The sequence below is a fragment of the Panacibacter ginsenosidivorans genome (assembly GCF_007971225.1).
Taxonomy (GTDB): Bacteria; Bacteroidota; Bacteroidia; order Chitinophagales; family Chitinophagaceae; genus Panacibacter; species Panacibacter ginsenosidivorans.
This window is the reverse complement of sequence record NZ_CP042435.1, coordinates 2,753,374-2,767,074: the sequence shown is the minus strand read 5'-3', so window position 1 is coordinate 2,767,074 and position 13,701 is coordinate 2,753,374. Positions and strand designations below refer to the sequence as shown.

12 protein-coding genes are annotated in these 13,701 nt (G+C 40.0%); 6 read left to right on the top strand and 6 right to left on the bottom strand.

Going from position 1 to position 13,701, the window contains the following annotated elements; translation table 11 throughout:
* Positions 1 to 83 precede the first annotated feature (83 nt).
* Positions 84 to 419, top strand: a complete 336-nt coding sequence (locus FRZ67_RS11690; RefSeq protein WP_147189737.1) for a YegP family protein — start codon at positions 84 to 86, stop codon at positions 417 to 419.
* Between the two features lie 41 nt (positions 420 to 460).
* Positions 461 to 781, top strand: a complete 321-nt coding sequence (locus FRZ67_RS23930) for a DUF5763 domain-containing protein (RefSeq protein WP_225975318.1) — start codon at positions 461 to 463, stop codon at positions 779 to 781.
* A gap of 199 nt (positions 782 to 980) precedes the next feature.
* Here the strand turns inward: FRZ67_RS23930 and FRZ67_RS11685 are convergent, their stop codons facing one another.
* From FRZ67_RS11685 to FRZ67_RS11670, 4 genes are all read right to left on the bottom strand, one after another.
* A complete protein-coding gene (locus FRZ67_RS11685; protein WP_147189736.1) occupies positions 981 to 2,564 on the bottom strand; it encodes an ATP-binding protein in 1,584 nt (527 codons plus the stop codon).
* Positions 2,565 to 2,566: 2 nt separating this feature from the next.
* A complete protein-coding gene (locus FRZ67_RS11680) occupies positions 2,567 to 3,367 on the bottom strand; it encodes a hypothetical protein (protein ID WP_147189735.1) in 801 nt (266 codons plus the stop codon).
* Positions 3,367 to 4,254, bottom strand: coding sequence for a DNA-methyltransferase (locus FRZ67_RS11675; RefSeq protein WP_147189734.1), 888 nt, complete (start codon positions 4,252 to 4,254; stop codon positions 3,367 to 3,369). Before FRZ67_RS11675 ends, FRZ67_RS11680 begins: the two co-directional genes overlap by 1 nt.
* 460 nt (positions 4,255 to 4,714) lie before the next feature.
* On the bottom strand, positions 4,715 to 4,945 hold the full coding sequence (locus FRZ67_RS11670; protein ID WP_147189733.1) for a transcriptional regulator: 231 nt from the start codon (positions 4,943 to 4,945) through the stop codon (positions 4,715 to 4,717).
* Positions 4,946 to 5,271: 326 nt separating this feature from the next.
* Here FRZ67_RS11670 and FRZ67_RS11665 point away from each other — a divergent pair, with 326 nt between their 5' ends.
* From FRZ67_RS11665 to FRZ67_RS11650, 4 genes are all read left to right on the top strand, one after another.
* Complete coding sequence (locus FRZ67_RS11665; RefSeq protein ID WP_147189732.1) at positions 5,272 to 5,562, top strand: hypothetical protein; 291 nt, start codon at positions 5,272 to 5,274, stop codon at positions 5,560 to 5,562.
* Between the two features lie 883 nt (positions 5,563 to 6,445).
* Entirely contained in the window at positions 6,446 to 9,673 is a 3,228-nt protein-coding gene (locus FRZ67_RS11660) for a SusC/RagA family TonB-linked outer membrane protein (protein ID WP_147189731.1), read from the top strand.
* Between the two features lie 154 nt (positions 9,674 to 9,827).
* A complete protein-coding gene (locus FRZ67_RS11655) occupies positions 9,828 to 11,201 on the top strand; it encodes a RagB/SusD family nutrient uptake outer membrane protein (protein WP_147189730.1) in 1,374 nt (457 codons plus the stop codon).
* A gap of 52 nt (positions 11,202 to 11,253) precedes the next feature.
* A complete protein-coding gene (locus FRZ67_RS11650) occupies positions 11,254 to 12,612 on the top strand; it encodes a redoxin domain-containing protein (protein WP_147189729.1) in 1,359 nt (452 codons plus the stop codon).
* Between the two features lie 310 nt (positions 12,613 to 12,922).
* Here FRZ67_RS11650 and FRZ67_RS11645 read toward each other — a convergent pair whose 3' ends face one another.
* Both FRZ67_RS11645 and FRZ67_RS11640 read right to left on the bottom strand, forming a co-directional pair.
* Positions 12,923 to 13,207 carry a hypothetical protein gene (locus FRZ67_RS11645; protein WP_147189728.1) on the bottom strand — a complete coding sequence of 95 codons (285 nt, stop codon included), beginning with the start codon at positions 13,205 to 13,207 and terminating at the stop codon, positions 12,923 to 12,925.
* A 55-nt stretch (positions 13,208 to 13,262) separates the two neighbouring features.
* Positions 13,263 to 13,694 (bottom strand): MauE/DoxX family redox-associated membrane protein, encoded by a 432-nt coding sequence (locus FRZ67_RS11640; protein ID WP_147189727.1) that lies wholly within the window; start codon positions 13,692 to 13,694, stop codon positions 13,263 to 13,265.
* Between the last annotated feature and the right edge of the window lie 7 nt (positions 13,695 to 13,701).

The window sequence follows — 13,701 nt, the reverse complement described above, 5'->3', positions numbered from 1 at the left end:
TCATTAAGGGCATTTGTTGCGTCGTTCACAGAACCCCGTGGCACACCTTAACTGCAGTACACTTATAACTCAAAAACAACCATATGAACAATCCTAAATTTCAGGTTTTTAAAAGCCCTGCAAATAATCAGTATTATTATCGCTTAAGATCAGCAAACAACGAAATTGTTTTGAATGGCGAAGGATATACTACAAAGCAATCCTGCCTCACTGCCATCGCTTCTGTAAAACTAAATGCACCCATTGATAGCAGGTACGAGAAAAAAAATGCATACTTGAACTACACATTTAATTTAAAGGCTGCTAATCGTGAAATTATAGGAAGAAGTGAAAACTATACATCTTCATACGGAAGAGATAATGGAATAGCAGCAGTAAAACGTGATGCCCCGATTGCTCCTGTTGAAGATTTGGCGTAATATATCGAGTACAATTTTAAACACACATAATCAGTGTTTACATGAGATTCATAATCATACTTTTTACTTTTTTCCTAGCTACCCACTGCTTTGCACACAACAAAGACAGTTGTTGCATTTCGCCATTAGCATCGTTTGCAAAATGTACAGGCAGCAAATATTGCAAAGCCTGTAGCAACTGCAGCAGTTGTAAATATTGTGTGGATGGTCGCACATGTGGTGTATGCGAAAAAGGAAAAAAGCAATCCGTTAAATCAACAAAACCAGTTGCAACAGGTCAGTGCAAAGCCATCACAAAAAAAGGCACGCGTTGTACAAGAAAAGCAGGAAGAAATGGCTACTGTTGGCAACATGGAAAATGATAAATATTCCCACAAATGCTTGTACTATTATTTCCAAAAGGTATACATTCCAGAAACTACTCACAGGCTTTGCTATTAGCTATCGCAATACCCTTTCTCGGGTCTTTCATATAGAAACGGCACAACTGATAAAATAAGAATTACAGGAAACAATGTAGAATTAACCGATGCTAATGACACCATACGGATGAAATATCTTTTAGCCCGCCGACAGCTCTAATCTCAGCAAGTCGTCTTTGATTTTTTTGATTGTATCGGGATCAAGAGTTCCTAATAAAAATCCCGCTTTCCATTCTGCAACTCCATCGTATATGCAATTAAGCAAAAAATTAAATCTTGAATTATTATCATTTAAGTCCAACCAATAAGGGTGATTTACATTAATTAAAATGGTTAAAGAATTAGCTGCTGGCGCAGCTCTTACAATTAAATAAGGGTCCCAGTTTGAACTGTCATTGCTTAATACAACATAAATAACATATGGATCAAGCTTATATTCAAAAGTTTTATGAGTTGCTTTTAACAGTCGTTGAACGGTCTCCGAATTTGTCTTAGAAATCACTTCTGCTGGTAAAACACTTTTATTTAATACTGCATCTAAAAACTTTGGAGTCTCCAAATTTTTAATCACTGTATCTACAGCATCTTCAAAATCAAACGATAAGTTCGTTTTAGGCTGTTCTCGATTTTTGAAAGGAATGTTTGCCTCTTTTTTGTAATCCTGCAGATCTTCGTAAAGTCTTAGATTTAACTCATCTTCTTCATCATCGGAAAATAATATTTGATCTTTAGTGTGGCTAACATTAAATTTCTCATCGAGATTTAATTCACCGGTCAAGCGCTGGTTTGTTAAATCGTTTCGACCGCCTTCCTCTGTTCCGAACAATAAGCCATTTTTGTAGTTTTTAGGATACCCCACTATTACTCGATCTGCTTGAATCAGAGCAAATCCACCAGACGCCTTGGAACCCTCTTTTAAAATGCCGGCCCACCCTTCTACTTTTTTACCATTAACTTCGAATGCAAGTTTTCTAAAGAATTTTTTTCCATTACTTGCCAACAATAGTCTTTTCTTGACATCCTCAAATGAGGCTATTAACGGGGTTTTTTGAAACTCTAAATACAATGTTTCATTTTTCAAGTCAACACGATATATAGATTGCAAATATTCAATACAATTGTTATGAACCGTTGGAGTAATATTTCTTACTAAATCTTTAATTGTGATGGTAGTGCCGTGTTTTTCTTTAGCGACACTTGTCTCTGTGATTATAAGATTAGGTCTAAATTGTTCAATGTTGTATGGCTTTTCTCCTACATGTTTTTTCTGCTTTTCGCGTTCTGCCTTGTAATATTCCTTTTCATCTTTTAAGATTTTCTCAAGATCAACGGTCACGGTTAATAATTTATTTGAACCAGTTTGGGTAGTTTCAATTTGCCATTTGTTACCAAACCAAAATGCGGCTGTTTTCAATCCCAATCCGTATTTCGATCTTTCATTTGAGATAGAAGGCTTTTTGCCTAAGGTCATTGCATTTTGAAGATCCACTTTACTCATACCAAAGGCATTATCGCTTATAGTGATAAAGGAATTTTTTCCGTTGTTATAATTTATTTCAACTTGCAAGAGAGTTTCTTCAGCTTCATACAATTCATCTAGGCGCTCACGATTATTTCGATACGACTGAGTGCTATTGTCTATAAATTCTGCAAAAGCAAACCAAGGTTTGTATGGCAAGCGTTTATATGATTCCAAAATTTCGTAACCCAGTATTAATTCCATAGTTATAGTTTTTGCAAAATATAATCACCACCTAAAGATATTCCCAAAACCATGTAAACATCTTCCGGGATATTGTGATCGAATTTTAAGTATGTTGTTTTTCCACTTTTGATAACTGTTATCTTGAATGGGTCCATGTCATATTTTGCCTCAAATTCATGAGGTAAATCTTTCGCGAAATCGCGTTTCATAACTTCATAATGTTGCTCATCAGAATACTTGAGTTTCGAAAAACGTGTAAGTTCATAAGGATAATCACCACCAAACCTATAGCCCTCATAAATATAACCTATTCTTTTGTAGACTTCCATTACACAAATTTTTAATTGCTTTTTATGTTCGTAAAACTTTTTGAAAACTTTTTCTGAATAATCATCGAGAACTACTATTAAATCAGGAGGAATGTTGGATACGCACTTAATAAACTCATCTTTCAATGGTGAAAGGCTTGGGTCTTCTTTAAGAATATATTCCACTAAATCATCGGGCTTGAATTTCGGGTTACTAAAACAGGTTATTTGATTACGGGTATGTTCAGTTGGAGGTTTGCAAAGTTCAACTTCAACTATAACCCATTTTGTAAAGTTCTTTGATACCAATATTAAATCTGGTTCAAATTTTTTTCCAGGTATTGCATCACATGATAATTCGAACTTAAAATTAAATACATAATAATTTTCAAAAATCTTGGTCGCATGGCGTTTCAGTTTTTTTTCGAAATCGGGTTCATTGTATTGTTTGATGCTTGCAATTTGCAAATAATGATGCTTCGTGCTAGCATGCGTGATAAGTAATTGCGCCATTATAAAAATCTCCCTTTTGATCCAAGAACATATTTTTTATTTGCTTCAACTGAAATCCATCTCCGCTTGAGCGCTTCGCTTGACTCACCCGTGGTATTACTTCCTCCAAAGGGGTCGATAACAAGATCATTTTCTTCGGTGAGCATTTTGATAAAAAAATTTGGAATGTCGATCGGCATCCGGGCAGGATGTAGTTCATAATCATTTTGTTTGCAATACTCCAAATATTTTGATGAAGATTGTGTATTGGCAGACACCAACACATTTGAGGGTATTGCACCGTTATTATTCATCGAAAACCCATTTGCACTGATATCGTGCTCAGATGGTCTTTTCCCAGCATTATATTTTCCCGTTTCTATCAGTTTTTTCATTGAACTGCTATATTCCTTGAGAACTTTGCGATTATTTGCTTTTGGTCGGGGAGTTTTACTCATCCACCAAATATGAGTGAAAGAATCTTTTACTCTTACTCTATCTATGTTAACCCACTGAGCAGGACTGGGCAGCTTCGCTGTGTTATACCACACAAATTGTTGACACAAATAAAGTTTTGCTTCTTTTAAAATTGATAACAACGCTTCAATTGAAAGCGTTGACATAACAGGATGTCCCGACTCCCATGAATTGCCAACTTCAATTACCAAAGAGCCATCTTTTGCTAAAAACTCTACAAGGTCTTTACAAATTTTTGTTATCCAATCGATATACTCCTGCCCATTTAAATTTCCATATTTTTTTTTTCGATTTAATGGGAATGGCGGGGAAGTGAAGATTAAATTCGCAGTACCTTTTAAATGCTTTGTTTTTTTTGATGAAATAAAGTCTTCAATTTTTCCTTCATAAGAAATTCCATAGTCAGTTTTATAAGCGACTCTAATAGACATGCATTCTTTTTTTATTTGCCAATATTACACGAATAATTTTATAGTGAACATCAGTAAGTACAAGTGTATGACTAACCAAAGCTTCATACAATATCATCTTGGTTCCTAAGACTATTTATCAAACTGTAAAGGCTCGACTGCTAAACTTGTTAATAGCTTCTTTCTCGCAATTTTTTTTAATTGCTTGCGTGCATGTACCGAATGCTCCGTAACCTTTTTTAGAATAATAGCCTTCGCATTAAAATACGTGTAAACATTTGCATATGCTGTGGTTACGGGTATATTCCCGGATGTGTTTATTGCGACCGAGAACATAAAGGCAAGGGAAAAGAATAAAACTTTCATGTGGCGTAGGGAATTTACGACATTAAGATAGAAAGAAGTTAGGAATTGAACAAGCGCAACGTTTAGAAAAATTAGTCTTTAAAAATAAACGATTTTCTCTTGGCACTTGCATTTTTCAACGTTGGATTGCTTTAAAGAAAAGCTCTAGTGTTATTTCACGAGCAGTGCACATTTTTTCAAGTGATGAAACACTTATTGAGTAAGAGCTTTCTTTATAATTTGCTATTTTTCGTATAATCTTTTCATCAACATCGTGTGCAGTCGCAAAACTTCGGGTAGAACCTTCCCAAGGATCAATCCATCGCTGTTTTATATACTCACATATGGCATCCTTGATATCCTGCATTTAACAAATAAAAACTTTTGAATAAAAATTATTGCGGACGATTGTCCGCATTTGATGTAAATACCATATATTTGTTTCAATAAATATTTTTGCGAAACTTCAATGAAATTATTTGAAGCCATTCGCTTGGAGTCTTGCTTTAGAAACCTAGGAAATTTCAGAGAACAAGACGATAAGTTGAATAGCTCACGTCAAAGGGCGTGGGCTCACTTATTCGTTCTCAGGCTTCCTAGGGCCTCTAAAGCGGTAAGTTGAGACCTGCGCTCCCTTTTTTTAAGGCTGCAGCCCGGCTTACAGTTTTATTCACCAACCTAAACAGTAAGTCTATGCCCAACCAACAAGAAAAACAACTTCAAGCACTGTTGCATGAGCAAACTGGATGTTCAGAAAATATTTTGTTTGCCCAATTAGAACAACAAGGCTATTCCCGCCAGGAATTACATGCGTTGCTGCATAAGATCGTGCTGCATGAAGCTACCCAATGCAGGGGTAAGAGAAGCCGTAATAAATTTTCCAAGTTATACCATCGTACAGTTTATTTTTTCAACCAACTCAGTGGCAAGGCGCTTTCAATGTTGCGCTCCCAGTTTGCAAAGAAACCGAAGAACCCGGTGTAGGAGGAGGCAATGAGGCAAGAGGCAAGGAGGCAAGGAGTCGCAGGTGGTAAGTGGTAAGTTGTAAGTGATAAGTGAAGAAAGAGATTGCCACAGCTTTGCAAGCGCACAAGGCTTTGAGAAAAGTTTCGCAATGACGAATGTGAGTAGTGAGTGGTAAGTTGTAAGTAATAAGTGAAGAAAGAGATTGCCACAGCTTTGCAAGCGCACAAGGCTTTGAGAAAAGCTTCGCAATGACGAATGTGAGTAGTAAGTGCTAAGTTGTAAGTGATAAGTGAAGAAAGAGATTGCCACAGCTTTGCAAGCGCACAAGGCTTTTGAGAAAAGCTTCGCCATGACGAATGTGAGTAGTAAGTGGTAAGTTGTAAGTAATAAGTGAAGAAAGAGATTGCCACAGCTTTGCAAACGCACAGGGCTTTGAGAAAAGCTTCGCAATGACGAATGTGAGTAGTAAGTGGTAAGTTGTAAGTAATAAGTGAAGAAAGTGATTGCCACAGCTTTGCAAGCGCACAAGGCTTTGAGAAAAGCTTCGCAATGACGAATGTGAGTAGTGAGTGGTAAGTTGCAAGTGGTAAGTTGTAAAGTGATAAGTGTGAGTAGTGAGTTGTGAGTGGTGAGTCGCGAATGGATTGATGAGATTGCCATGATTGGAGGCAAAGAGGCAATAGGCAAGGAGGCAAAGAGAAAAGATGCTTACAATTTCACAATGACGAATCGAGAATGGATTGATAAAGCTTCGCAATGACACTTACGATCAAGTATGCCGTCGCTTACAGCTATGGCGTACAAGAGTGCGACGCAACGAAGATGCCATATTTGCCACTGCCCGATACATACATATTTCCCTCCTTTTGTTTTACCATTTTAAAAACAATAACTGACTGCAATGAAATTGAGATATTGCTTATGGGTAATTCTATTGCCTATACTAAGCCGTGCGCAAACAAATAAAACGACGATTACAGGCCATGTGCGCAATGCCGAGAACGGTGCACCCATAACAGGGGCAACCGTTTCACTAACATATGCACAGGTAGCCACCGTTACAAATGAACAAGGCTGGTTTACCCTTGGTGCCATAAACCTGCCCGACACATTACAAGTAAACATGCTTGGCTATGCGGTAATACGCATGCCGCTGACAACAGGTGCCCCCATCAACATCCTGCTGGAGGAAACCAGCCGCTCTTTGGACAGCGTGCTGGTCTCCACAGGGTACCAGAAAATACCTAAGGAAAGAGCAACCGGTTCATTCGATCTTATCAACAATGTATTGCTTAACCGTTCGCCATCATCAACCGTGTTGCAACGCATCGAGAACCTTACGCCGGGTATTCTCTTTAATCATGGCGACGCGGCGAATACAGATGCGCTGCTTATACGTGGGCGCAGTACCATTTATGCAAACGCAGCACCGCTGATCGTGCTGGATAATTTTCCTTACGACGGAGACATTAACAACATTAACCCCAATGATATTGAAAGCATCAGCATTCTTAAAGATGCTGCGGCCGCAAGCATCTGGGGTGCAAGGGCAGGCAATGGTGTTATTGTCATAACCACGAAAAAAGGCAACAGCCCAACACCGCAAATACAGTTCAATACAAACATTACTATTACACCAAGACCAGATCTTTTTAGTGTGCATTCTATCTCTTCGCCAGATTATATAGAACTGGAAAAAACATTGTTTGAAAACGGTTATTATGCAAATGATGAATTGTATGACAGCTGGAATTTCGGGCACCCGCCGCTTACACCTGTTGTGGAATTACTTATTGCAAAAAGGGATGGTACCATACCCGCAGCAGAGGCGGATGCGCAGATAGCAGCATACAAAACATTTGATGCAAGAAACGATATAGGCAAGTATCTCTACCGCGATGCAGTAGCGCAGCAATATGCGCTTAACATCAGCGGCAGCACGCCTGCTGTTTCTTACTACTGCTCTGCAGGATGGGATAAGCATATCAATAGCCTGGCAGGTGCAAACGATAACCGCATAACATTGCGTTCGCAGCAAACGATCCGGCTCTCCAACAAACTGCAGGTTGATGCAGGACTGAACTTTATACACGCCATCAACAGCGAGGGCAATAATCCCGGCTATTTTTTAAACAACGGCGCAGGTAAAAGCCTTTACCCTTACGCAGCTATTGCAGACGCTTCCGGCAACCCGTTGGTTATTGTAAAAGATTACAGGCAACGGTTTACAAACGATGCTTATAACAATGGGTTACTGAACTGGCAATACAGCCCGCTGGAAGACATCAGCGAAAATGAATTAAAGCTTGTGAACACAGATTACCTGCTTAATACCGCTTTGCGCTACAGTATTCTTAAAGGTTTGCAGCTTGAACTGAAATACCAGTACGAGCGTGCTGCTGTTGTAACAACAGATTTTCACAGTGGCGACAGTTATTTTGCACGCAACCTGATTAACAGCTTTACGCAGGTAAACACAGCTACAGGTGCATTGTCTTACCCGCTGCCACAATGTGCGATTATGAACGTAAATAATGGTACGCTGCAAAGTCACCAAGGCAGGGCAACAATTACTTACAATACCGTTTTTAAACAACAGCACCGGCTAAACATACTGGCCGGCTGGGAAATAAAAGACCTGCAACGGCAGCATACCTACAACCGCTTTTATGGTTATAACACAAACACGGCATCAACAATTTCCAAAATAGATTATGTAACCAAATACACGCAGTACTACAATATTTACGCACAGGCGCAAATACCATCATCGCAAGGTTTGGGCAGTACCACAGACAGGTTTATCTCTTCCTTTGCCAATGCGGCTTATACTTACCGGGAGCGTTACATTTTATCGGGCAGTATAAGACATGATGCAGCAAATCTTTTTGGTGTAGATGCCAACCAGCGCGGTACACCCTTATGGTCGGCCGGGGTTGCATGGCAGTTAAATAAAGAGCGCTGGTTTGAAAACAAATGGTTACCGTTATTAAAACTGCGGCTTACTTATGGCAGCAGCGGCAACATATCAAGGCTGGCATCTGCATATACGACGGTTAGTTTTTTTGGAGCAGTACTTACACCGCTGCAAAAGGCAGATATTATAAGCCCGCCCAATGCAGAACTGCGCTGGGAAAAAGTATCGATGCTGAATGCAGGTTTAGATTTTGCAACAGCAAACAATGTTGTTACAGGAACGATAGAATACTATCATAAAAAAGCAACGGACCTTTTGGGGCAGGCACCGGTAGATCCTACGCTCGGCATTACCAATGCGGAAGGTGAAAGTTTTTTCTATGGCAATGTAGCCTCTATGAAAGGCAGCGGTGCAGATGTGCAGATCATTACCAACAATATTACGGGGAGCTTTAGCTGGCAAACAAGCTGGGTGTTTAGTTATGCTGCTTCAAAGATCACAGATTATTTAATGCCTTCGGGTACTGCGGCAAGTCCTTACCTGCAGATCAATTCTTTTTACATTAACCCCGTTAAAGGCAGACCGGTTTACAGCGTGTACAGTTATCCATGGTTTGGTCTTGACCCGCAAACAGGCGACCCGCTTGGGTATTACCAGGGTAAATCATCATCAGATTATAACACAATAGCACAACAATCTATTGACAGTATTACTTACAATGGTTCTGCGCAACCCATGATATTTGGGGCGGTGCGGAACAGTTTTACTTACAAAAGCATTTCATTTTCTTTCAACATCAGTTATAAGCTGGGTTATTATTTCCGGGTGCCATCGGTTAATTATTCATCATTGTATTCATCATGGAACGGGCATAGTGATTATGCGCTACGCTGGCAGCAGCCCGGCGATGAAGCGCACACCAATGTGCCTTCCATGGTTTACCCTGCAAATACTGCAAGAGATGCATTCTACCAGTATTCATCCGTGCTTGTTGAGAAAGCAGACAATATAAGGCTGGAAGACATCAGCATTAGCTATGATATGGATAAGAGCAGGCATAGGGCATTGCCATTTGCACATATCAGGCTGTATGCATATGCTTCTAATCTTACGTTGTTGTGGACGGCAAACAAACAACACATCGACCCCTATTATAACAATACACCCGCAGCAGGCAAAAGCTTTGCACTGGGATTAAATATTACGTTTTAAAAACTTCAAAAGAAGAAAATGAAACCGAGAAAATTTTACCGATGGGTGTTTATATATAACCCGCGAGAAGGATTGCAGATACATCTTTCCCTACGACGTACACTACAGCCCTATGAGCTGAACTGATATTGCAAAAACAATAAAACAATAAGTAATGAAGACAATATTACACCTTTTGCTTGCAGCACTATTTTTTGCTGCATGCAAAAAATCTTCTTTCCTAGATAAGAGGCCCGATCAATCTCTTGTAGTTCCACAAACACTGACAGACATGCAGGCATTGCTGGACAATGACCGCGTAATGAATGGCGCAGGCGGATTCGGGGTGGTGCCTGCACTTGGTGAAATGGGAACAACGGATTATTTTCTTGAAGAGCAGGATCTTAATGGATTCATTCCGCCGATGGAACGCAATGCCTATACATGGCAGAAAACAATTTATAACGGCGAAACAGTACCGGACTGGAACCTGCCTTATGCGGCAGTGTTCTATGCAAACAATGCACTCGAGGGGATAGAGAAGATAGAAAGAACAAACGCAAATGCACAGGCATGGGATAATGTAAAAGGCAGTGCATTGTTTTACCGCGCTTACATGTTTTACCAACTGGCACAGGTATTTGCGGCGGTGTATGACAGCAGCACAGCCGCGACAGATAAAGGAATTCCCTTACGTTTAAAAGCAGATATTAATGAAACGATCAGCAGATCAACGGTGCAGCAAACCTATGATCGCATTATAGAAGATCTTAATGAGGCGTTACCGCTATTGCCATCGTTGCCGCTTTATGCAACACGCCCTTCAAAAGCAGCGGTGTATGCGTTGCTTTCAAAAGTTTATTTGAATGTGTATGATTATGCAAAGGCAAACGAGAACGCAACAAATTGTTTGCAGTTGCAGGATGAGCTGATGGATTACAATGAGGTTGACACAACGGTTACGTTTCCTTTCCAGCCACTGAACAGTGAAACTATATTTTTTGAAGCAGCAATACCGCATTTATCCGTAACACCATTTGTAGCAGGTATAGATACTGCACTGTACAACAGCTACACCGCAGATGACCTGCGGAAGAAATTATTCTTTACACAAAAAGAATCGGGTGTTATCACTTTTATGGGCAGTTATGGTTTGTATGACCTGTTCAATGGCATTGCCACCGATGAGATCATGCTGATACAGGCAGAGTGTCTGGCGAGAATGAATAAAACAACGGAAGCATTAAATGTATTGAACAATTTGCTGGTTACAAGATTCCGCACAGGCACGTACGTGCCGTATGAAGCGTCAAACGCCGAAGAAGCGCTTGACATTACCCTTACCGAACGGCGCAAAGAACTGATCATGCGTGGCACAAGATGGACAGACCTAAGGCGACTGAACGAAGACCCTTTAACTACAACCATATTACAACGAACCGTACAAGGCACCACATATACATTACCGCCAAATGATCCACGCTATGTGTATCCTATACCGGATGATGTGATCGGTTATAACCCCGGCATGTTTCAAAACCCACGGTAAAGAACCTGTTTTAGGGGTAATGAAAACTATTAAAGTTTAAATAAACAAACACATGCAAAAGATAATTCTTCTCCTGTTCATAATAGTATTCCCGGGAGCATGCTTTAGCCAGGACTCGCTTACATGGGTTCTTGCAACGACTGCTGTAAAACGGGATGGCAAAGAAATTCATATCGGCGAAAAAGTAGCCGATATCAATTTCAATAGAATACTCAACAACAATAACAAGAGAACCACATTGTATAACTTCCTTGATAAACCGCTGATCATAGATTTCTGGCACCAGTACTGCACTGTTTGTGTGGGAGAATTTTCAAGACTGGAAAAATTGCGCCAGCGATTTAAAGACAGTGTAAATATTTTACTGGTAACATTTCAGAGCAATACTTCGACGAATGAGTTTTTTGAAAGAAGAAAAGCAGAGGGTAAACCGGTATTACTGCCATGTGTTACAGAAGACACATTGCTTAGAAAAACGTTTGGTCATGAAGGAGACCCTCATATTGTCTGGATAAATACGAATGGAACGGTGCAGGCCATTACATCTCATATTGCATTAAATGAGACAAACCTGTCAGCCTGGTTGAAACATGGCAATATTGACCTGGCTGTTAAATCGAACCAACGCGATTTTGATCCATACAAGCCATTGCTTGTAAACAACAATGGCGGGGCGTCAGGAGCATTCCATTACCGTTCTGTGCTCACAGGTTACATCGACAGCATACCTGCCTTGTCATTATTTGTACGTTCAGATGATAAGCAAACAAAGCTGGCGGCATTCAATACAACCATCGACCAGTTGTTCAAAGATGCTTATGCGATGTTTGATACGACAGCAGCGTCTTATCTTAACCTTGACTGGTTAAATAAGAGAGTGCTGTATGAGTATCAAGACTCTTCGACAGCACAGTATTACAGTGACGCTTATGATGCCGGTTATGGACAGCTTACTGCTTTTCAGCGTAATCATTTGTATTGTTACGAGCTTGATCTGCCGGTAACTTTTACAACGCAGCAGGCAGCGGGAATAATGCTGGACGAGTTGTCGAAACTTTTTGCAATAAAACCATTTACAGAAACACGCAGTGTTACCGGACTTGCGCTTATTCGAACAGCGGATACAGATAGACTAAAAACAAAAGGGATAGCAGCAACCGGGAGAATACAGCAGGATTCTACTATGATCGTAAAAGATATGCCGGTTTCGGCCCTTGTAAATGTACTCAACCTCAATTATTATTTCCCGCTGGTTGTTGATGAAACAGGTTATCCGGGTAATATAGATATAACTATTCCTTTGAAGGAAAAAGATCTTCATGCTGTAGAAACTGCATTAATGAATTATGGATTGGCACTTGTTCCGAAGCGCTATGATATGCCCATGCTTGTCTTGGAATCATTTAAATAGGTTACTATAGGTTTGGTTTTCGTCCATTTATCCTTACTGCAAAAAATGCAGATGAAAAGCCCGGTACTAAAAACGGCTGCCCTAAAAGGGCAGCTTTTATTGGTTACAGGCGTAAAGGGTGGACAGAGTTTAGTTCTCGCGGCAAACGATTACAAGTATTCCTGCAGGAGTATAGTTTGGTGGTACACAGCTTTAACCCGTATGGCAGGGCATCGTAACAGCAAGCCGAAAAAAATGGATTTTATTTTCGTTATGTGCATTATGGGGGTTTGAATGAGCAACAGCCTTCTAAGCTGTTGCTCTGTTTTGGTTACGGCTTTTTGTGTGTAATAGTAAGCGTTCCTGAAGGTCCATACACACCGGGGCTTATCAGCACATAGCTGGTATATGCCTTGCTACACCCTTTTACAGTGCCACTACATCCAAAAGGATCTGATGACTGTTGCGGCGGCACACCCATTGAATTGTTTACGTTACCGTTGTCATCGGTAGTAAACCAATAAGGGTCAGCGAATTTTACATTTGATGGTTTGGTAAAAGCAAATGCGGCGACAGCCATAATGATTGCTGCGAAACCGGTAGCGATCTTTTTCATAACTGATTTTTTTAAAGTTTAATAACCTTGCTTTTGCAGGGAAGGTCTTACCTGTTTATTGCAATAATATTTTTTGTTTTTTTTCCAATCTACGGGCAAATAAAACAGCGGTGACTGTGAGCAGAATAAGTGTACTGTTAAACAAAAGATGTTGTTTCCATGTCATGCTACTTATTATGCCGCCGCAGGAACAGGGCAGATCATCTGATACAGCAAGCGCATAGAAAAGATAAAGTGTGAAAAGTAACAGCAAAGCAGTGGAGCACTGCAAGCCTAATAAGCGGGTAACCGGAAAAAATAAAAGTGCAACGACCACTAATTCAACGGACGGAATAAGCCAGGTTAATATAAAAGCAACGGGTTTTATTACAGGCATTGCTTTTAAAACCGCGGTGAATGAATCCAATGAGTATAGTTTATTGATCGAGGTATAAGTGAAAAGAAAGATGAGCAGGAAGGCTACTATATCAGGAAATATTTTTTTCATGGTGTTT